General features: G+C 68.8%; 21 protein-coding genes and 1 tRNA gene. 4 read left to right on the top strand and 18 right to left on the bottom strand.

Going from position 1 to position 18,666, the window contains the following annotated elements; translation table 11 throughout:
• Nucleotides 1-9 precede the first annotated feature (9 nt).
• From FVQ89_RS07725 to FVQ89_RS07695, 7 genes are all read right to left on the bottom strand, one after another.
• Nucleotides 10-750: an MgtC/SapB family protein gene (locus FVQ89_RS07725; RefSeq protein WP_222706052.1), complete on the bottom strand. Its 741-nt coding sequence runs from the start codon at nt 748-750 to the stop codon at nt 10-12.
• Nucleotides 747-1,601: an alkaline phosphatase family protein gene (locus FVQ89_RS07720; protein ID WP_255513479.1), complete on the bottom strand. Its 855-nt coding sequence runs from the start codon at nt 1,599-1,601 to the stop codon at nt 747-749. The genes FVQ89_RS07725 and FVQ89_RS07720 overlap by 4 nt, the downstream gene beginning before the upstream one ends.
• On the bottom strand, nt 1,598-2,275 hold the full coding sequence (locus FVQ89_RS07715) for a DedA family protein (RefSeq protein ID WP_147901242.1): 678 nt from the start codon (nt 2,273-2,275) through the stop codon (nt 1,598-1,600). Before FVQ89_RS07715 ends, FVQ89_RS07720 begins: the two co-directional genes overlap by 4 nt.
• Nucleotides 2,276-2,477: 202 nt before the next feature.
• On the bottom strand, nt 2,478-3,188 hold the full coding sequence (locus FVQ89_RS07710; protein WP_187264949.1) for a GntR family transcriptional regulator: 711 nt from the start codon (nt 3,186-3,188) through the stop codon (nt 2,478-2,480).
• A gap of 81 nt (nt 3,189-3,269) precedes the next feature.
• Entirely contained in the window at nt 3,270-4,544 is a 1,275-nt protein-coding gene (locus tag FVQ89_RS07705; protein ID WP_147901240.1) for an aspartate aminotransferase family protein, read from the bottom strand.
• Between the two features lie 176 nt (nt 4,545-4,720).
• Complete coding sequence (locus FVQ89_RS07700; protein WP_147901239.1) at nt 4,721-5,347, bottom strand: GyrI-like domain-containing protein; 627 nt, start codon at nt 5,345-5,347, stop codon at nt 4,721-4,723.
• Nucleotides 5,348-5,401: 54 nt separating this feature from the next.
• Nucleotides 5,402-5,477 (bottom strand) — tRNA-Ala (locus FVQ89_RS07695).
• 68 nt (nt 5,478-5,545) lie between these two features.
• Here FVQ89_RS07695 and FVQ89_RS07690 point away from each other — a divergent pair.
• Complete coding sequence (locus tag FVQ89_RS07690) at nt 5,546-6,106, top strand: antibiotic biosynthesis monooxygenase (RefSeq protein WP_147901238.1); 561 nt, start codon at nt 5,546-5,548, stop codon at nt 6,104-6,106.
• On the opposite strand, the gene rsfS is transcribed toward FVQ89_RS07690, so the two are convergent.
• From rsfS to FVQ89_RS07635, 10 genes are all read right to left on the bottom strand, one after another.
• On the bottom strand, nt 6,084-6,458 hold the full coding sequence (gene rsfS, locus FVQ89_RS07685) for a ribosome silencing factor (protein WP_147901237.1): 375 nt from the start codon (nt 6,456-6,458) through the stop codon (nt 6,084-6,086). The genes FVQ89_RS07690 and rsfS overlap by 23 nt on opposite strands.
• Before the next feature lie 22 nt (nt 6,459-6,480).
• A complete protein-coding gene (locus FVQ89_RS07680; protein ID WP_187264948.1) occupies nt 6,481-8,247 on the bottom strand; it encodes a hypothetical protein in 1,767 nt (588 codons plus the stop codon).
• Complete coding sequence (gene nadD, locus FVQ89_RS07670) at nt 8,244-8,846, bottom strand: nicotinate-nucleotide adenylyltransferase (protein ID WP_147901235.1); 603 nt, start codon at nt 8,844-8,846, stop codon at nt 8,244-8,246. Before nadD ends, FVQ89_RS07680 begins: the two co-directional genes overlap by 4 nt.
• Nucleotides 8,847-8,855: 9 nt before the next feature.
• Nucleotides 8,856-9,047, bottom strand: a complete 192-nt coding sequence (locus FVQ89_RS07665) for a hypothetical protein (RefSeq protein WP_147901234.1) — start codon at nt 9,045-9,047, stop codon at nt 8,856-8,858.
• A 65-nt stretch (nt 9,048-9,112) separates the two neighbouring features.
• Entirely contained in the window at nt 9,113-10,378 is a 1,266-nt protein-coding gene (locus FVQ89_RS07660; RefSeq protein WP_147901233.1) for a glutamate-5-semialdehyde dehydrogenase, read from the bottom strand.
• Nucleotides 10,379-10,416: 38 nt separating this feature from the next.
• Complete coding sequence (gene proB / locus FVQ89_RS07655) at nt 10,417-11,169, bottom strand: glutamate 5-kinase (protein WP_147901558.1); 753 nt, start codon at nt 11,167-11,169, stop codon at nt 10,417-10,419.
• 53 nt (nt 11,170-11,222) lie between these two features.
• Entirely contained in the window at nt 11,223-12,737 is a 1,515-nt protein-coding gene (gene obgE, locus FVQ89_RS07650; protein ID WP_147901232.1) for a GTPase ObgE, read from the bottom strand.
• 105 nt (nt 12,738-12,842) lie between these two features.
• A complete protein-coding gene (gene rpmA, locus FVQ89_RS07645; protein WP_147901231.1) occupies nt 12,843-13,097 on the bottom strand; it encodes a 50S ribosomal protein L27 in 255 nt (84 codons plus the stop codon).
• Between the two features lie 11 nt (nt 13,098-13,108).
• Nucleotides 13,109-13,417, bottom strand: coding sequence for a 50S ribosomal protein L21 (gene rplU, locus FVQ89_RS07640; RefSeq protein WP_187264947.1), 309 nt, complete (start codon nt 13,415-13,417; stop codon nt 13,109-13,111).
• Between the two features lie 155 nt (nt 13,418-13,572).
• Nucleotides 13,573-14,109: a hypothetical protein gene (locus tag FVQ89_RS07635; RefSeq protein WP_147901230.1), complete on the bottom strand. Its 537-nt coding sequence runs from the start codon at nt 14,107-14,109 to the stop codon at nt 13,573-13,575.
• An 80-nt stretch (nt 14,110-14,189) separates the two neighbouring features.
• Between FVQ89_RS07635 and FVQ89_RS07630 the strand changes: the two genes are divergently transcribed.
• A complete protein-coding gene (locus FVQ89_RS07630; protein WP_147901229.1) occupies nt 14,190-14,462 on the top strand; it encodes a DUF4031 domain-containing protein in 273 nt (90 codons plus the stop codon).
• Between the two features lie 16 nt (nt 14,463-14,478).
• On the opposite strand, the gene FVQ89_RS07625 is transcribed toward FVQ89_RS07630, so the two are convergent.
• Nucleotides 14,479-16,905 carry an Rne/Rng family ribonuclease gene (locus FVQ89_RS07625; protein WP_370454458.1) on the bottom strand — a complete coding sequence of 809 codons (2,427 nt, stop codon included), beginning with the start codon at nt 16,903-16,905 and terminating at the stop codon, nt 14,479-14,481.
• Between the two features lie 206 nt (nt 16,906-17,111).
• Here FVQ89_RS07625 and FVQ89_RS07620 point away from each other — a divergent pair, with 206 nt between their 5' ends.
• Together FVQ89_RS07620 and FVQ89_RS07615 are read left to right on the top strand one after the other, a co-directional pair.
• Nucleotides 17,112-17,765, top strand: a complete 654-nt coding sequence (locus FVQ89_RS07620; protein WP_147901227.1) for a vitamin K epoxide reductase family protein — start codon at nt 17,112-17,114, stop codon at nt 17,763-17,765.
• 76 nt (nt 17,766-17,841) lie between these two features.
• Nucleotides 17,842-18,666 carry a thioredoxin domain-containing protein gene (locus FVQ89_RS07615; RefSeq protein WP_147901226.1) on the top strand — a complete coding sequence of 275 codons (825 nt, stop codon included), beginning with the start codon at nt 17,842-17,844 and terminating at the stop codon, nt 18,664-18,666.

Below are 18,666 nucleotides of genomic sequence, written 5' to 3'. Positions count from 1 at the left end.
GGCGCGAGGTCAGTCGTCGTTGTCGCTGGCCCACCACCGCGTCGAGCTGACCTTGGGGTCGAGGCTGATGTGCTGCATCAGGCTCTCGAGCCCCGCCGTGCCTGCCCGCTCCGGCGCGGAGATTCCCGCGACCACCACGAGCCGCGAGTTCTTACCGTGCCGGACGTTCAGCGACCGGAGGGTGAACTCCGGACGATCCAGCGCATGAAGAACCATCGCGCGCATGCGCAGCTCGTTCTTCTCCGTGGTGCTGACTTCCACGACGTAGTCGGTCGCCGCGACCAGCGAGTCGTTGTGGGGAGGGAGCGCATCCCGTCCGTGGTGGCGATTGATCGCCATTCCCAGCGGACGAAGTCCGGTGTTCGTCGCGACGATCGCTCCGGCTCCGATGAGCGCCATCACCGTCATCCCCGCTCCGGCGAGCATGCCGACGGCAGCCGCGCACCAGAGTGTCGCCGCCGTCGTGAGGCCTCGGATGTTGGCTCCGTCGCGCAGGATCACACCGGCACCGAGAAATCCGATTCCGGAGACCACCTGTGCTGCAACACGGGTCGGATCGGCGGCCGCCATCGTGCCGAATCCGGTCGACCCCATGATGACGAACAACGCTGAACCGACGGCGACGAGCGCGTTCGTCCTGATCCCGGCCGTGCGCAGCCTCCATTGACGTTCGAGTCCGATGACCGCCCCGAGGGCGAGTGCGAGCAGCGTGCGGAGGGCGAGGTCGACCACCACGAGCGGGTCGGTCACAGATCTCGCCCACCCGCGACGAGGCCGTCGCCACCGGCGAGCATGTCGAGCAGATAGGGCGCGACGAATGTGGGAACGATTGCCGTCGGCAGCGCGGGCCGCTTCACACCTCCCGCGCTGATCAGCTGTGCCGCGAGGAACGCTCGAGTGAGGATCGGATCGCTCCCCCCGTGGCCGCCGATATCAAGGTGCCCGTGATCCGTGGTGATCGCCACGAGCCACTCCTCGTCGGGGTTCGCGGCCGCACGCTCCCGCACCGATTCGATCAGCGTCGCGAGCCGCCCGTCGACGGAAGCGACGGCCGCCCGGTACTCCGGAGCCGCCCCACCGTAGAGGTGTCCTGCGAGGTCGACCTCGCCCAGATAGATGAAGCTCGCGCGAGGGCCGAGCCAGCGCAGCGATTGGGCGGACCACGCGACCACCTCGCCGTCCATGCGGCTGTATCCGTAGGTCTCCCCGTCGCGGACGATCACGTTGTGCCGTCCGGATCGGCGCGCCTCGTCCCGCCACCACACGATGGGGGCGGGTCCAGCCGGATCGGCGATGGGAGGCCAGCTCGTGGCGACCCACGTGGTCACGGTTTGGTCCGCGAACCAGGCACGACTGAGGAAATCGGCGTGATCGAGCAGGTTGTGGCCGCTGAAGAAGTTGTCGCGGACTCCGTGCTCCGCGTGGGACGCACCGGTGAGGATCGACGCCCACCCCGGGCCGGACAGCGTCGGGACCTCCATCTCCATGGATGCCATCGACCCCGCGTCGACGAAGGCCGTGAGCGCTGGGGCGTCGCCGCCGGCGAGCGCATCGTCGATTCGCAGGCCGTCGACGCCGATGAGAACCACGTGCCGCGTCACGCGTCCTCCCCCGCCACCGCGACTGCCGACTTCGTCGGGCGGCCGGGCAAGACCTGGTCCGGCGCCCCTGCGTCGGCGGTACGCGCGCGTCGCGCCGCTCGGAAGCGCACGGCTCGATCGATGATCACGCTCAGCACGAGCGCCAGCACGAGCCCGAACGCCATGGCCAGCAAGGGCTGGTCGCCGAACCACTGAGCGGCCAACGCGCCGATCGCGACGGTGTACGTGGCCCAGAGCACACACGCGGCCACGCCGTAGGGCAGCCATTTGCGGTAAGAGATCAGTCCCCCAGCCACGACAGTGATCCCGACGCGAACGAACGGCAGGAATCGTGCTGTCACGATGATGCGCGCGCCGTGCTGATCGAGCTGGCGCGTGGCGGCGTCGAGCATCTTCGCGATCCTGGACCGCTTTCGGAGCCGTGCTTGGGGAATGACCCGTCCGATCGTGAAGGCGAGGCTGTCGCCGATGATCGCCCCGAGCAGAGCCACCACGAGGAGTCCCACGAGCACGACGGGGTGGCCTGCGGCGACCGCCAGCGCGGACAGGGCGATGATCACCTCGTCGCTGGGCACCGTCGGAACGAACGAGTCGGCGATCGTGAAGACGAGAACGATGAGAAGGAGCCACGGCGAGTCGACGAAGCTCAGTGCGACGTCGATCAGACCGGTCATCCCTGCGCCTCAGCAGCCGTCGCCGTACGCGGTGTGGGAATGTCCACCCAGAGCCTCCTTGACTTCTTCGACACGCCCCATCGGGAGCGAGCCAACTTGTATAGACAAGTCAAACTCTTGCATAGATTTGATGGCGCCGGTTACACGGGCGTCCGCGTTAATCCAGATTTCACCTGTCAGAAATCTGGTCGGCCATCGCGGGTCAGTTCGCCTGCAGCTCGCGCCGGAAAGAAGTGTGGAAACTCACCACATCAGGGAGGTAGCGGTCGTCGGAGAACTCCCAGACGACCCCGGCATCGTCGGCCGCGCGGCGACGCACCCGCAGCAGAGGCGATCCGACCGGCACCTGGAGTTGCGTGGCGTCGATCGAATCCGCGGGCACCGCGTCGATCTGCTGCTCGATGACCGAATAGTGGACCCCCCGCTCGGCGAGGTAGTCGGAGATACCGCCGGAATCGAGGTCGAACTGCATCAGGAGGCGACCGACCGGCTCGGTGAAGATCGACCGCTCGAGCATGCACGGCCGCCCATCCAACAATCTCAGCCGCGTCATCTCGAAGATCCGGTCGCCCGGAGTCACATCGAGCAGGGCCGCGGTGGCGTCGTCGCTCGCGTGCATCGAGAAACTCTCTGTCTGCTGACCGAAGGTGTGGCCGGTGGCTCGAGCCCACTGGGAGAACGGGGTGTAGGAGTCGGCGTTCTGCAGCACCGGGCGCGCACGTACCGTTGCAGCCTTGCCACGCGACAGCTTGAGGTAGCCCTCGTTCGACAGGGTCTGGATAGCATGCCGCACCGGACCCCGCGAGACTCCCCAGATCCCGCACAACTGCGCCTCCGAGGGCAACGCACTCCCGGGCGGATACTGCCCCGAGATGATCTCCGACCTCAGCGACTCGGTGATGCGCTCATGCATCGGCCGTGGGTCATCCCCTGTCATCCGGTGCTCTCCCGCTTCCGCTGTCGTCGGCGTACCCGCGCCTCTACCGCGTCGAGACTACAGTGACCGCGCCACGTCGCTCAGAGTCGCATCGAGGGCCTCCAGCAAGCGCGAGATATCCCCTTCGGAGCTGATCAGCAGCGGCCGTATCTTGAGGGTCGAGTTGTGCGGGCCGCACACCGAGATCAGAACCCGTCGATCGCGCATCGCGTTGATGACGGCGCTCGCGACAGCAGGCGCAGGTTCTTTCCCACCCCGGCTCGACACCAATTCGACGCCCGCGTAGAGGCCCGCGCCTCGGATGTCGCCGATGAGCTCGTGGCGGGAGTACAACTCGGCGAGGCCTTGCCGCAGCTGCGCCCCTCGCACGCGCGAGTTCTCCTGCAACCCCTCGTCCTCGATGACGTCCAGCACCGCCGCCGCCGCGGCGATCGACACCGGATTTCCTCCGAAGGTATTGAAGTAGGGCACGCGTTCGCCGAACGGGGCGAGCACCTTGGCCGACGCCGCGAGCGCAGCAATCGGCATCCCGTTGCCCATCGGCTTTCCCATGGTGACCATGTCGGGAATCACCCCGTGACGGGCGAACCCCCAGAAGGTGTCTCCCGTGCGGGCGAATCCGGGCTGCACCTCATCCGCGATGAACACGGCCCCGTGCCGGTGCGTGGCATCGACCGCCTGAGCGAGAACTCCCCTCGGGTCGGTGTAGACACCGTCGGAGGAGAAGATCGAGTCGGCCAGGAAGGCAGCGGCGCGGTACCCGTGTCGGGCGAGGTCGGCGAAAGCTGCGTCGACATTCGCCGCGAACCACGCGCCCAGAGCAGCCGGGTCGTTCGTCGGACCTCGGTACGCGTCCGGCGGCGGCACGGTTCGCACAGCGGGGTTGAGCGGTTGGCCCGAGCCGGTCGCCGGAGAGGCGCCCGCGACCAGGGCCGTCGTCCCGTGATACGCCTCGTCGGTGACGACCACGCCCGTTCCCCCGGTCGACTCGAAGGCGACTCGCAGAGCGAGGTCGTTCGCTTCCGAGCCAGTGCACACGAACATCACTCGATCGAGTTGCGCCGGCAAGGTGGACAGCAAGTTCTCCGCGTAGTCGAGGATCGGCTCTCCGAGATACCGCGTGTGGGTGTTCAACGTCGACGCTTGCGCCGCGATCGCCTGAACGACTCGGCGGTGGGCATGTCCGATGCTCGCGACGTTGTTGTAGCAATCCAGATACTCCTGGCCGTCGGCGTCGTACAAGTGCACGCCGTCGCCGCGAACGATGTTGAGGGGCGCGTTGTAGAAGAGCCGATACGACGGCCCCAGACTTTCGGCCCGACGCTGAACCATCGAGCGTTCCCTGGCCGGAAGTCCATCGACGTGGGCTGAGTCGAAGGCGTTGCCCTCCAGAATGGACGACCGCGTTGCTGTCACTGCTTGCTCGCTCTCAGCTGTTCACCGGGCCCCACGTGTCAGAGCCTCCGCACTTGTATATACAAGTTAGCACGGGTTGGAGCGAGGATTCGCTATCGCTGAGTCGACACCACCGGCTGGCGAAGGATGGTGCGGAACTTCTCGGGAGGCACTCGACGCGCGTCGCTGAAGTAGATCTCGTGGTGCGTGCCACTGGGGCGGAATCCGTGCTCGGGGATGAACTCGTCGTGCATGCGCTCGAGGACCGGCCCTTCGTCGTCGAACGAACCGATGTGGAGCGTCTGCACGCAACGCCCCTCGGCGAGTGAGCGGACGCGCACATCGGCGAGGCGCGCAGGTGGAGCCTTCGCTCCGACTTGGGCGATCGCCTCGTCGACCGCATGCTGGTCGATCCATTCGGGAACCAGCAGCATCATCGTCCAGTCCCAGCGGGACTTGTCGCGAGACGTCGTGAACGACGCCAGATCGTCGGACCACCACAGTCCTTCGAGAGGCGGGATCGCGTAGTCGCGCCCGAGCTCGCGCTTGCTGGCGAACTTGATCTTGTACGCCACCGGATACAGCGCCGCGAGGGCCTCAGCGTAGGCGGGCGAGGTGTTCGGGTCGCCGTGCCCGTCGATCGCCAGATACCGCATGTCGGGTACATCGACGATCACGAATCCGTCTCGCGGGGCCTTGTAGCTGCCCAGCGCCTTGGTGAAGTCGATCTTGTCCGCCATGAAGTTCCTCAACTCGATCGGTGAGCGTGAATCACAAGGGGAACTTCGATGAAATGGTGGATCTGAGGGGACTCGAACCCCTGACCCCCTGCATGCCATGCAGGTGCGCTACCAGCTGCGCCACAGACCCGTGGGCTGAACTCCGTCTCCGGAGACAACCCGACAAGCTTACATCAGTTTGAATGACACCATTGATCCATGACCGAACCCGTCACGATCGCGATCACCCGCCGCGTCGACCCGGACCGAGCCGCCGAAGCCGCGGCGTGGGCCCGCGCCGGCCAGGATCTGCTGAGCGCACGCCCCGGCTACCTCGGCTCCGGCTGGATCCGCCCCGACCCGGCGAGCCCCGAATGGCACATGCTGTTCCGCTTCGCGGACGACGAGAGCCTCGCGGCCTGGCAGGCCTCCCCCGAGCGGGCGTGGTGGGTCGGATCGGCGCAGGGCATCGTCGAGGACTCCCGCCTCGAACGCCGGACCGGCATCGAGGGATGGTTCGACGCCCCGTCGTCCGTCGAGGTCATCTCGCCCAGCGCCGGCACACCTCCGCGATGGAAGCAGATGGTGTCGATCTTCCTCGTGTTCTATCCGCTCAGCCTCGCGGCGAACACGTTCTTCGGCTGGCTGATCCCCGACTGGCCGCTGTGGGCGCGCGTGTTCGTCGCCGTCGTGGCGGTCACGCCGATCATGACCTACGTCGCGCTCCCGCTCATCACCCGGGCGCTGCGACCCTGGCTCATGCGCGGGATTGCTCGCTGAGACCTGTCGGCAGGGTCGGGCAGTCCTTCCAGAGCCGCTCGAGCGAATAGAACATCCGGTCTTCCCGGTGGAAGACGTGCACCACGATGTCGCCGAAATCCAGAAGGATCCAGCGGCCCTCGCCGCGGCCCTCGCGCCGGATGGGCTTGGCGCCTGCCTCGAGCATGGCGTCCTCGACGCCGTTCGCGATCGAGACGACGTTGCGCTCGTTGTCGCCCGAGGCGAGCACGAAGGCGTCCGTCAGCGGCAAGGGACCTGAGACGTCGAGCGCCACCACGTCCTCCGCCTTCTTGTCGTCGGCGGCGTGGGCGGCGACGAGCACGAGTTCGCGTGCGCGATCGGATGCGGTCACGTGGTGGGCTCTTCCTGAGTCACTAGCCGAGCACGCCCGAGGCGAGAGCGACCGCCAGCAACGCGACCACGACGACCGCCATCCCCGCCGCGGCGATGATGAGGGTCGTGAGAGCCCGGTTGCTGCGCTTGGGCGCGACCGTGTTGATGATGTCGCGCGAGGACGTGTGGCTGCTGACCGCGCGGATGGCGCGCACCGGCTGGGAGTCGGTGGAGGTCACCTGCTGGTCACCGACGTCGAGGAGGTGATCCAGGTCGGACTCGTCGAGCTGCGCAGGCAGCGCGCCCGTCGACGAAAGGCTCGCGGGCAACGAGATCGACCCCGTGACGACGACATCGCCGGTGCCGAGAGGCCCTGCGATGAGGCCCGTGTTGGGGATCTCCGGCAGCACGAGGGCACTTCCCGTGACCGAGCTCGCTCCCACGTCGCGCGTGAGCGACCCCGTGGCGGGCTGATCCTCGTCGTCGAGCTCGGCCTGACGCGACCAGTGGTTGCGCGGACGCTCACCCGCCAGGGGCGGCTGAGAGGTGGACTCGACGGTCTGCTCGTCGACCTCCGGTGCCACGGGAGCTGCGCTCGCAACCGACGGGGCGGAGAACGGCGACGGCGCAGGCGGCGCGACGAAGATGGGCGGCTCGACGGGCGCCGACGGAGGCGCCGCCGGGCTCACACCGGCCGCATATTGCGAGAAGCTCGGCGGCATCGGCACGGGCGAGGTGATCGGGAAGATCTGCGGTGAGGGAGCCAGCGGCTCCGGCGCGATCTCCACGGCAGGCGGAGCACTCGGCGCGGGCGGGGTGCTCTCCACCGGCGCGGGCACCACCGGCGACGCGCCCGTCTCGCGGAAGAGCGCCTCGAAACTGGCGAGCGCGTCGGTCGACGGCTCGGCCGGCTCGATCAGCGGCGGCGGAGTCGTGTCGGCGGGCTCCGCGGCGTCAGCCGACGGAACGGAATCATCGACGCCGTCGTCCGGGTCGCCTGCGAGCAGGTCGTCGAAGCTCGGTTCGGCAACCGGAGCCGCCGAGGGCTGGGGGGCAGCCTCGAACGCGGCGCGCCAGTCGGTGGCCGGTGCGGGCGGAGCCGACGCGGCCGCGGGAGCTGCGGGTGGAGCGGATGCGATCGGAGCGGCGGACGGCACCTGCGGCGGGGCGATCGGGGCCGACGACGGTACGACCGGGGCCTCGGACGACGGGGCAACCGGCGCGGCCGAACCGGACTGCGCCGCTGCCTCGCGCTCCTGCGCCTCGCGCATCGCACGCAGCTCACGCCGCGTCAGAGTGTGCTCGAGAGCCGCACCGGCGACCGGCGCGGCGGACGCCGTGTACGCGGGGGGTGCCGGCGGCACGTGGGCAGCGGGCGTCTCGGCAGTCGACGGCTGCGCCGCGGGCGCGGGCTCCGCGGACGGGGGACGCACCTCGGCGCGACCCTGCGTGCGGTAGTCGAGGTCGGACGAGTCCGAGGCCGCAGGCTGCCAGTTGGATCGCATGGCCCGGCGCCCCTCGGGGCTGAAGTCGCGGAAGCGGTATCCGCGATCGGCATCCTCATCCGAGCCGGACTCCGGCTCGTGCACGGGCTGCGACGAGGCGAGCGGAACGTCGTACTGCGGCAGCGGCGGACGCTGCTGGGTCACGTAGGTGAGCGGCTCGGAGGTCGCCTCGGAGACCGGCGCCTGAGAGCCGGTCGGCGCGTCGGCGCCCTCGGATGACGCCGCGGCGGCGGCGCGAGCCGCTTCGGCCTCGCGCTCCCGGATCTCGCGGCGCGAAAGCGGCTGATCCTGGTAGGTCGTCATGTCGTTCTCCGATAGAGGTGGTGCTTGGAGATGTACTGCACAACACCATCGGGGACCAAGTACCACACGGGGAAGCCCCGTCCTACTCGCTCACGGCACTCTGTGGAGGAGATGGCGAGAGCGGGCACTTCCAACGAGCTTACGCCAGCCTCCGGCAATCCGCGAATGTCGAGGGCATGCCCCGGACGCGACACGGCGACGAAGTGCGCGAGCTCCCAGAGCTCGTCGACGTCCTTCCACTGCACGATCTGCGCCACCGCATCCGCGCCGGTGATGAAGAACAGCTCGGCATCCGGACGCATGCGCCGCAGGTCGCGGAGGGTGTCGATCGTGTAGGTGGGGCCGCCACGATCGATGTCGACCCGGCTCACCGTGAACCGCGGATTCGAGGCCGTCGCGATGACCGTCATGAGGTAGCGGTGCTCGGCGGTGCTCACCTCCGCCTTCATCCACGGCTGGCCCGTGGGCACGAAGACGACCTCGTCGAGGTCGAACGTCTGCTGCACCTCGGATGCGGCCACGAGGTGACCGTGATGCACCGGGTCGAAGGTGCCGCCCATGACGCCGACCCTCGGCCGACGTGCGGCTCCTTCGCTCACGAGGTGAGCCTAGTGGTGGCCGCCATGCCCCGCGTCGTGGCTCGAGACCTTGTCGCTGTGACGGTTGGCCACGTCACGGTAGCTCCACGTGACGATCGCCAGCACCACGAAGATGACGGCGGCGATCAGAGCGAAGACCCACGGCTCGGCGATCATCGGCGCGGCCTCGTGCTCGGTCTCAGCCAGGATCGTCGACAGCATCGGAACCTCTTTCACCTTCTCGGTCGCCTCTGCGGCGTGCCGTCGAGTCTACCGGGCGGGTGCGTTCAGCCGCGCACCTGGCCGTCGCCCCGCACGATCCACTTCGTGCTCGTGAGCTCGGGCAGGCCCATCGGTCCACGCGCGTGCAGCTTCTGGGTGGAGATACCCACCTCGGCGCCGAAGCCGAACTCGCCGCCGTCCGTGAAGCGCGTGGCCGCGTTGACCATGACGACCGCGGAGTCCACCTCGGCGAGGAAGCGGTTCGCGGTGCGGATGTCGTCGGTCACGATCGACTCGGTGTGGTGGGTGGAGTAGCGGCGGATGTGCTCGAGCGCCTCGTCGAGCCCTTCGACCACCTTGACCGAGAGGTCGAGGCTCATGTGCTCCGTGGCCCAGTCGTCGTCGGTCGCCGGGACGGCATCCGGGTAGAGCTGTCGAGTTCGCTCGTCCGCGTGGATGGTGACGCCGTTGTCGGCGAGCGCTGCGAGCACCGGAGGAAGGAGGCGCTCGGCGGCGTCCGCGTCGACCAGCAGGGTCTCGAGGGCATTGCACACGCTCGGCCGCTGCACCTTCGAGTTCACGGCGATGGCGGTCGCCATGTCAAGGTCCGCGGAGCGGTCGAGGAACAGGTGCACGACACCCGCACCCGTCTCGATGACGGGGACCTTCGATTCGCGGACAACCGTGTCGATCAGCTGCGCCGAACCGCGCGGAATGAGCACATCGACGTAGCCGCGCGCGCCCATGAGCTGCGTCGCGCCCTCGCGCCCGAATTCGTCGATCGTCTGCACCGCATCGGCGGGCAACCCGACCGAGGCGAGCGCGCCCTGGATGAGTTCGACGAGCACGCGGTTGGTGTTCTCGGCGGCGGAACCACCCCGCAGCACGACGGCGTTGCCGGACTTCAGCGCGAGCGCGGCGATGTCGATCGTGACGTTGGGCCGCGCCTCGTAGATGGCGCCGACGACGCCGAAGGGCACGCGCACCTGGGTGAGCTGGAGTCCGTTGGGGAGGGTCGAGCCGCGCACCACGCCGCCCACCGGATCCGGAAGAGCGATGATCTCGCGCGTCGCCGCCGCGAGTCCCGCGAGGCGTGCCTCGTCGAGGCGGAGGCGATCCTGCAGCCCGGTGGAGAGCCCGTTCTCGCGTCCGTTGGCGAGATCGAGCTCGTTCGCAGGCAGGATGCTGGCGGCACCCGACTCGACAGCCGCGGCGATCGCTTCGAGGCCCGCGTTCTTCTGGGCGGTCGGCGCCTGGGCGAGCGCGATCGACGCGGTGCGGGCCGCATCGAGCTTGTCGACGAGGCTCAAGGTGGTCGAGGTGTCCGGCATGCCGGAATTCTAGCGAGGGGCGGCTCGGCCGCGCCGTGCTATCCGGCCTGCTGCGGCGCGGGCTCGAACCAGGTACCGGTCGGGGCGCCGGCAAGCGCGGCGGCGACGTTCGCTGTGGACGCGAGGAGCACGGCCGTGCCCGAGGACGCCGCGAGCTTCGCGGCCGCGATCTTGGTGCCCGCTCCCCCGGTGCCGACGCCCGCCGCGCCGATGTCGCCGAGTTCGACGCCCGCGAGGTCGTCCGCGAACGGCACGTGGTCGATCCGGCGCGCGCCGGGGAGCTGGGGCGGACGCGTGTAGAGCGCGTCGACGTCCGACAGGAGCACGAGCAGGTCGGCCCCCACGAGCTCGGATACGAGCGCCGCGAGCCGGTCGTTGTCGCCGAACCGGATCTCGTGCGTCGCGACGGTGTCGTTCTCGTTGACGATGGGGAGGATGCGCAACCCGAGCAGCCGCTCCATGGCGCGCTGAGCGTTCGAGCGCGGTGTCGCGTTCTCGAGATCACCCGCCGTGAGCAGCACCTGCCCCGCGACGATGTCGTGGCGGTCGAGGCTCGTCTGGTAGCGCCACATCAGGACGTTCTGACCGACCGCGGCCGCCGCCTGCTGGGTGGCGAGATCCGTCGGGCGGCCGTCGAGCGAGAGGAACGGGATGCCGGTCGCGATCGCACCGGAGGAGACGAGGATCACCTCGGCGCCACGGGCGTACGCCGAAGCGAGAGCATCGACGAGCGGATCGATCTGGGCGACCTGCTCACCCGAGATGGAACTCGACCCCACCTTCACGACCATGCGGCGCGCGCCCACGACCTCCTGGCGCACGGCATCCGCGGCGAGCGTCTCGCTCACTGCTCGTCGTCCGGCTCGGAGTCGTCGGTGGCTGCCCAGAGACCCGCCTCGCGTTCAGCGTCGAGCTCTGCGCGGGCGGCCGTCTTGGCGTCCATCCGCTCGTAGTAACGCTCACGGCGCTCGGCGCGGGTCGCGCGCTGGTTGTCGTCGAGGCGAGCGTCCGTGCCGCGCGGGCTCGTGATGAGCTCGGCAGCGGAGGTGAGGGTCGGCTCCCAGTCGAAGACCATCTCGCCGATCACGACGGTCGACCCCGGCACCGCGCCGCGCACGAAGAGCTCTTCCTCGACGCCGAGCTTCGCGAGCCGGTCTGCCAGGTATCCGACGGCCTCGTCGTTGGCGAAGTCGGTCTGCTCGATCCAGCGCTCGGGCTTGGCCCCGGTGACCCGGTAGATCGTCTCGGTGCCGCCCTCGACGTGCACCTCGAACTCGGCGGCATCGACGGCCCGCGGACGGATGACGATGCGCGGCGGGGGCGGCGCATCCGCCTTGGCCTTCCGGTCGGCGGCGACGAGCTCACCGAGCGCGAACGAGAGCTGCCGAAGCCCCTCATGACTCACGGCGGAGACGTCGAAGACGCGATAGCCGCGTTCCTCGAGGATCGGGCGCACGAACTCGGCCAGCTCGCGCGCATCCGGCACGTCGACCTTGTTGAGCGCGACCAGCTGGGGACGCTCCAGCAGCGGGATCTGCCCCTCGGGCACGGGATACGCCGCAAGCTCGCCGAGGATCACATCGAGATCGGAGATCGGATCGCGCCCCGGTTCGAGCGTTCCGCAGTCGAGCACGTGCAGCAGCGCCGTGCAGCGCTCCACGTGACGGAGGAACTCGAGGCCGAGGCCCTTGCCCTCGCTCGCGCCCTCGATGAGACCCGGGACATCCGCGATCGTGAAGCGCACCTCGCCCGCCTCGACGACGCCGAGGTTCGGGTGGAGCGTCGTGAACGGGTAGTCCGCGATCTTCGGCTTCGCCGCCGAGAGCGCCGCGATGAGGCTCGACTTGCCGGCGCTCGGGTACCCGACGAGCGCGATGTCGGCGACGGTCTTGAGCTCGAGGACGACATCGCCCTCGTAGCCCATCGTGCCGAGCAGCGCGAAGCCGGGCGCCTTGCGCTTGGTGGTGGCGAGTGCGGCATTGCCGAGACCGCCGCGGCCTCCGTCGGCGACGACGTAGCGCATGCCGGGCTCGGCGAGGTCGGCGAGCTGCTCGCCGTCGGCGGCCGAGATCACCGTGCCGACCGGAACAGGCAGCACGAGCTCTTCGCCCTGGTAGCCGCTGCGGTGATCGCCCATGCCGGGTCCGCCGTTGCCGCTGGATCGGTGCGGCGAGCGGTGGTACCCGAGCAGGGTGGTGACCTGCGGGTCGGAGACGAGCACGATGTCGCCGCCGTCGCCTCCGTTGCCGCCGTCCGGACCGGCGAGCGGCTTGAACTTCTCGCGGCGGACGGAGACGCACCCGTTTCCACCGTGACCCGCCCGCAGATGCAGGGTCACGCGGTCGACGAAGGTCGCCATCGTGTGCTCCTGTCTGCTGGTCTGGTCGGAAAAAGACGAAGGGCGAGCCGTAGCCCGCCCTTCGCGATACCCCGTCTTCGCGGGGAAGTCGTGTCGCCCGGGCGACTACGCCGGGGTGACGATGTTGACGACCTTGCGGCCGCCCTTGGTGCCGAACTCCACCGAGCCCGCCTCGAGGGCGAACAGGGTGTCGTCGCCACCGCGTCCGACGTTCACGCCGGGGTGGAAGTGGGTGCCGCGCTGGCGGACGATGATCTCGCCGGCCTTGACGACCTGGCCGCCGAAGCGCTTGACGCCGAGACGCTGAGCGTTCGAGTCGCGACCGTTGCGGGTGGACGATGCGCCCTTCTTGTGTGCCATGTCTTCAGCCCCTACTTGATGCCGGTGATCTTGACACGGGTCAGCTCGGAGCGGTGCCCCTGGCGCTTCTTGTACCCGGTCTTGTTCTTGAACTTCTGGATGACGATCTTCTTGCCGCGCTCGTGGCCGATGACCTCGGCGGTCACCTTGACCTTGGCGAGGGCCTTCTCGTCGTGCGTGATCGTGTCACCGTCGACGAAGAGAACGGGGGTGAGCTCGACCTTGCCGCCCTGATCGGCCTTGAGACGATCGAGCACGACGATCGAGCCCACCTCGACCTTCTCCTGCCGACCACCGGCGCGCACAACTGCGTAAACCACGTGAGTTCCTTACGTATGGATGGAAGTCTGTGCCCGGCGCGAAACCTGGGCGCGGGTGTACTCCCCGCTGGGGAACCGCACCGCGTCACGCGGACGCATGCGGCAAGACACCAAGGATCAAGAATAGCCGACGGGGCCGCATCCGGCAAACACGCTCAGGCCCGTGCGCGCAGCGGCACGAAGCGCCGAACGACGATCACGAGAAGCACCACGGGGGCGTTCCGCACGGCGAGGGCGACGAAGCCGATCGCATTCGGCAACAGCGCGGGCCAGCTGCCCGTTCCGAGCTGCACGATCAGGCTGACGAGCGTCGCGAGCACGGCCCCCGCGAGCGAGGCGACGAGGCCGCGCAGGGCGATCTGCATGATCCCGTCTGCCTGCCTCAACGGCAGCAACAACCACAGCGAGAGGAACACACCGACCGCGAACGGGATGATCTGAACCGCGATCCCCGCGAGGAAGCCCTGCACCGTGCCACCGAGCAGCGACGCAACCGAGGGACCGGCCACGTCGTAAAGCCCGCCACCCAAACCACCGCCCTGGGGCCAATACGCCGAGGCGAAAACCCACGGAATGGACGAGAACAGGAAGTCGGCGAAGGAGATGACGAGGAGCACGGCGGCGACCCAGGCCGCGGTGATCAGGGCATCCCGGGCGAGCGAGGTGTCTCGTGAGTTGGCGACGATGCTCATGTGAGGCATCCTACGGACCGCGCTCTCCCCGAGCCAGGGCGCGCCGGTCGGGCACCGCACCCCTCCCGTAGGGTGGCGATATGGCGGTGCTGATCGACGAGGCGATCTGGCCGAATCACGGCACCCTGTGGGGGCATCTCGTCTCGGACGTCTCTCTCGCCGAGTTGCACGCCTTCGCGCGGCGCGCCGGGATACCTGAGCGCGGCTTCGACAACGACCACTACGACTACCCGCAGGAACGGCGCGACGAGCTCATCGCGCTCGGCGCGGAGGTCGTGACCGGGCGCGAGCTGCTGCGTCGGCTTCAGGAGGCCGGTCTTAGGGTACGTCAGCGCGACAAGCAGCCCCGCTGACCCGCTCCCCCGCGCCTCAGCCCTGGGGCGTCTCCGCCTGGCCCGTGGGCGATCCGGCGGCCGACGAGGCTCTCCGCGAGCGACGGCCGCGCCCCTGACCGGGTGCCTTCGGCTCGGGCAGCGCGTCGAGGACTGAGCCGAGCACGGCATCCGGGTCGACGGCCGGCTTCTGCGCCTGCGCGCGGACCGGGACGATCGGGAGGTCGAGGATCTCGACGGGAGCGTCCGCGACGGCCTCGGCCACCGCCTCCGGGGCGGGCTCGGGCAGGGCGTCGGCGGGAGCATCGGCGTCGTGGTGCACCGTCGACGACGCGATCTTCGCGAGCGCGTTGCGCACGTCGTCGGTGATCTCGTGGGTCACGGGAGCCGCCTTCGGGGCCGAGCCGTGCCCGTTTCCGTTGCCGTTTCCGCCGCCGTTGCCACCGTTGCCGTTGCCTCCGCGTCCGCGTCGGCTGCGGGACGACCCACCGCCCGAGGACTCCGCTGCCGATCCGCGGTGCTTGAACACCGGGTCGTGATGCACGATCACGCCGCGGCCCGCGCAGACCTCGCAGTTCTCGCTGAACGACTCGAGCAGCCCGAGGCCCAGCTTCTTGCGGGTCATCTGCACGAGCCCGAGCGAGGTGACCTCGGCCACCTGGTGCTTCGTGCGGTCACGCGAGAGGCACTCGACGAGGCGGCGCAGCACGAGATCGCGGTTCGATTCGAGCACCATGTCGATGAAGTCGACCACGATGATGCCGCCGATGTCGCGCAGGCGCAGCTGCCGCACGATCTCTTCGGCCGCCTCGAGGTTGTTCTTGGTGACCGTCTCTTCGAGGTTGCCGCCGGATCCGACGAACTTGCCCGTGTTGACGTCGACGACCGTCATCGCCTCGGTGCGGTCGATGATGAGCGATCCGCCCGACGGCAGCCACACCTTGCGCTCGAGAGCCTTCTCGATCTGCTCGGTGATGCGGTACTGGTCGAAGCTGTCGACCTCGCCGGTGTAGCGCTCCACGCGGTCGACGAGGTCCGGGGCGACGGCCGTGAGGTACTTCTCGATCGTCGCCTGAGCGTCATCGCCCGCGATGACGAGCTTCTGGAAGTCCTCGTTGAAGACGTCGCGGATGATCTTGATGAGCAGGTCGGGCTCCGAGTGCAGAAGCGCCGGAGCCTGCTGCGTCTCGACCGCGCGCTGGATCTCGGCCCACTGTGCGGTGAGGCGCTGCACATCGAGCGTCAGCTGCTCTTCCGTGGCTCCCTCGGCTGCCGTGCGCACGATCACGCCGGCGTCGTCGGGGAGCACCTCCTTGAGGATCTTCTTGAGCCGGGCGCGCTCGGTGTCGGGGAGCTTGCGGCTGATGCCGTTCATCGATCCGCCCGGCACGTACACGAGGTAGCGCCCCGGGAGGCTCACCTGGCTCGTGAGGCGCGCGCCCTTGTGGCCGACCGGATCCTTCGTGACCTGCACGAGTACGCGGTCGCCCGGCTTCAGCGCGAGCTCGATGCGACGGGGCTGGTTCTTGGCGTCGCCTTCGGCGTTCGCGGCAGCGGCCTCCCAGTCGACCTCGCCCGAGTAGAGCACGGCGTTGCGGCCACGCCCGATGTCGACGAAGGCGGCCTCCATGCTCGGCAGCACGTTCTGCACGCGCCCGAGGTAGACGTTGCCGATGAGGCTCGCATCCTGCGCACGCGCGACGTAGTGCTCGACGAGCACGCCGTCCTCGAGCACGCCGATCTGGATGCGGCCGAACTTGCTGCGCACCACCATCACGCGATCGACCGACTCGCGGCGCGCGAGGAACTCGGCCTCGGTGATGACCTGGCGGCGGCGGCCCGCGTCACGGCCGTCGCGTCGGCGCTGCTTCTTCGCCTCGAGACGCGTGGAGCCCTTGACCTTCTGCGGCTCGGTGATGGGTGCCGGCTGCTGGCGAGGCTGACGGACCTTGGTCACGGCGCCCGGGGCGTCGTCGCCTTCGCGCGGAGCATCGCCTGCACGGCGGCGGTTGCGGCGGCGCGAAGTGGCACCTGCGGGAGCCTGCTCGTCGGTCTCCGCGGCGGGCGCGGAGGCGCCGGGGGGCGGAGGCGGGGGCGCCTGGAAGAGCAGTGCGAACGGAGAGCCGGACTCGACGGCAGCAGCAGCCTCCGCCTCGGTCGCGGCCTCGGGCTCTGCCTCAACCACGTCGGCCGCGGGCAGGTCCGCTTCGGGCACCTCGGCAACGGGCGTTTCGGCTGCGGGCGCCTGCGCCTCGGGCTTTGCCGCCTTCTTGCGGGACCGCGTGCGGCGGGCGGGCTTGGTCGGCTCCACCGCCTCGGCGCCGGTCGAGTCGGTCTCGGGTGCGTCGTTTTCCACCATCGCTGGTGCACTCCTTGCCCGGGGCGGCCGCGCCGGCTCCCGGTACTCTCCCGCGACTCCGCCTGAGCGGGCCGCTAATCCTTCATGTCGATCGCGACCTCGCACGGCGGTCGGTCGCGGTGGCTCTGTCACAGCCGATCGGAGCTGGCTATCCGACGGAGGTCCACTCCCGACGCGGCGGGTGCTGCCCCCTATATGGCCCGGTATGCCCGGTCAAGCTTGGTAGGCCGCCGATGAGGCGGCTGGCACGATTATCGCACGGAGACGCGGTTCCCGGCGTTTCCCCACTCTGGCCGTGGGAAAATCGCGCCATGACCGCCACAGCATCGGCCGCCTACGACGACGAGTCAGACCTCGTCGAATTCGACGAGGATCAGCACTCCACGCCCCGGCGCGCGTGGGTTTTCGGGATCTGGCTCGTGCTCGCCGGCATCATCGGCGAGATTGCCGCCTTCGCGCTCACCCTCGAGAAGATCGAGGTGCTGAAGAACCCGGATGCGGTCCTCAGCTGCAACGTGAGCGTGTTCGTACAGTGCGGCAAGAACCTCGAGTCGTGGCAGGGTTCGCTCTTCGGATTCCCGAACCCCATCATCGGGCTCATCGCCTGGATGGCCCCGATCGTCGTGGGAGTGGCCGTGCTCGCCGGGGTGCGGTTCCCGCGCTGGTACTGGATCGTCTTCAACGCGGGCGTCGCGCTCGCCGTGGTGTTCGTCATCTGGCTCGCCACCCAGTCAATCTTCGACCTCAACACGCTCTGCCCCTACTGCGTGCTCACCTGGTCGATCACCTATCCGACATTCCTCGCGGTGACCTTCCGCAATATGGCGGAGGGCGTTTTCGGGTCGGGTGCCCAGCGGGCGGGACGAGCGCTCCAGCCCTGGGTCGCCCCCATCAGCATCCTCATCATGGTGATCATCTTCGTGATCGCCCAGACGCAATTCCCTGTCGTCCAGAGCCTGTTCTGAGCGCCCGAGCGCCTCGCAATAGACTCGAGACCGACTTCCCAGCGATCTCCGATCCCGACCGAATCAGGATTCTCTCGTGACCAATTCGCCCCGACCGACGAAGAACCAGCGCCGCGAAGAGGCCCGCGAGGCGGCTCGAGCGCAGCGCGAGAAGGCCCAGAAGCGGCAGAAGACGCTCCGGTGGCTCATCCCGACCGTCGCATCGGTCGCGATCCTCGCGATCGTCGGAGGCGTGATCTGGGCAGTTGTCGCGCTGCAGCCCGCGCCGAAGGCAGTCGATGGGCCCGCGAACATGATCAGCGACGGCATCCTGTTCGAGGCGGACGGCGACGGCGGTGTCACGTACGTCGCGACTCCGGCTGTTCAGGCGGGCGAGGACCCCCAGCCCACCGAGCAGCGCGAAGGTGTGCTCAACATCGTGACCCTTGTGGACTTCTCCTGCCCCGCCTGTAAGGCGTTCGAGGAGACGTACTCCGAGTCGATTCAGAGCCTCGTGGCAGATGGGAGCGCAACGCTCGAGGTCCACCCGGTCGCGATCCTCGACCGCCTCTTCCTGGGTTCGGAGTACTCCACGCGCTCCAACAACGTCGCGGCATGCGTCGCCGAGTACCAGCCCGAGAGCTTCCTCGACGTGATGGCGGCGATGTACGCCAACCAGCCGGACGAGCAGACGACCGGTCTCACCAACGCGGAGATCGTCTCCGTCGTGGAAGGTGCGGGTGTGACGAACGACGACGTCACCCAGTGCATCACGGACGAGACCTTCACTCCGTGGGTCACGACCGCCACCTCGCGATCGGGGGTGCAGGGCACGCCGACTGTGATCGTGAACGGCACTACGTGGGACAGCTCGACGATGGACTTCCCGGCATTCCTTGAGGCGGAGCAGGCGAAGCTCTGA

Source organism: Homoserinibacter sp. GY 40078 (genome assembly GCF_008017545.1).
Classification (GTDB): Bacteria; Actinomycetota; Actinomycetes; order Actinomycetales; family Microbacteriaceae; genus Homoserinibacter.
Note: the sequence above shows the minus strand (reverse complement) of the source record. Positions and strands in the feature narration are given on the sequence as shown.